This window comes from Nocardiopsis trehalosi NBRC 14201, from assembly GCF_001552555.1.
GTDB classification, from domain to species: Bacteria; Actinomycetota; Actinomycetes; order Streptosporangiales; family Streptosporangiaceae; genus Nocardiopsis_B; species Nocardiopsis_B trehalosi.
The window spans coordinates 1-629 of sequence record NZ_BCRK01000368.1 but is presented as its reverse complement, the minus strand read 5'-3'; the positions used below and the strand labels follow the sequence as shown (position 1 = coordinate 629).

At 80.3% G+C, this 629-nt stretch carries 1 protein-coding gene; it reads right to left on the bottom strand.

The window, feature by feature from the left end; genetic code table 11:
- Positions 1-43: 43 nt before the first annotated feature.
- The gene (locus NT8_RS28180; protein ID WP_067976129.1) at positions 44-280 is read right to left on the bottom strand and encodes a hypothetical protein; all 237 of its coding nucleotides are present in this window, start codon (positions 278-280) and stop codon (positions 44-46) included.
- Between the last annotated feature and the right edge of the window lie 349 nt (positions 281-629).

The following is a 629-nucleotide window of genomic DNA, read 5'->3' as shown; positions in this document are numbered from 1 at the left end:
GGGCGCGGACGGCGGCCCGCCCGCGCCCTGGGCCCCGGCGGGGTCAGCTCGCGCCGAGTCCGCCCCGGCCGCCGCTCGTGACCTGCCCGAGCAGTTCGTGCGCGCGCTCGGCGCGCCACGCGTCCTGCCGGGCGACCTCGGCGAAGAACTCGCGGACGTCGTCGTGCCCCTCGGCGTCGCGCCGGTACCGGTCGTTGTTCTGGGCGCCCTTCAGCGCGTGGTACTGCACGCTGACCAGGTCGTAGACGATGTCGTCGGCGGGCGTGTGGTCGGTGCCCACGGTGCCACCCCCTCGTGTCGGGTTCCACGTCCCGGCGCGGCGGGCGCGCCGGGGCCGCGCGCGTGCCGCGCGGTCCCCCTCCCCCTGACCGCGCCGCGCCGGGCCAACCCTGGGCGGGCGGACGGGCCCGCCGCGCCCGCGCATCGGCGCCGACGGCCCCTGGTGGGGGCACCACCCCGGTCGAGGTACCGCCACCCCTGACACTCCGGCGGGGGGCGGGGAGGCTGGGGCACCGACATCCGCAGCCCGGCCGCCCCGGCCGTCGGCGCCCTCACCCGGAAACCAGGTGGCATGTCTCCCGACGCACCGCGCACCGACCCCCCGCCGCTCCCGCCCCTCCGGCGGCGGC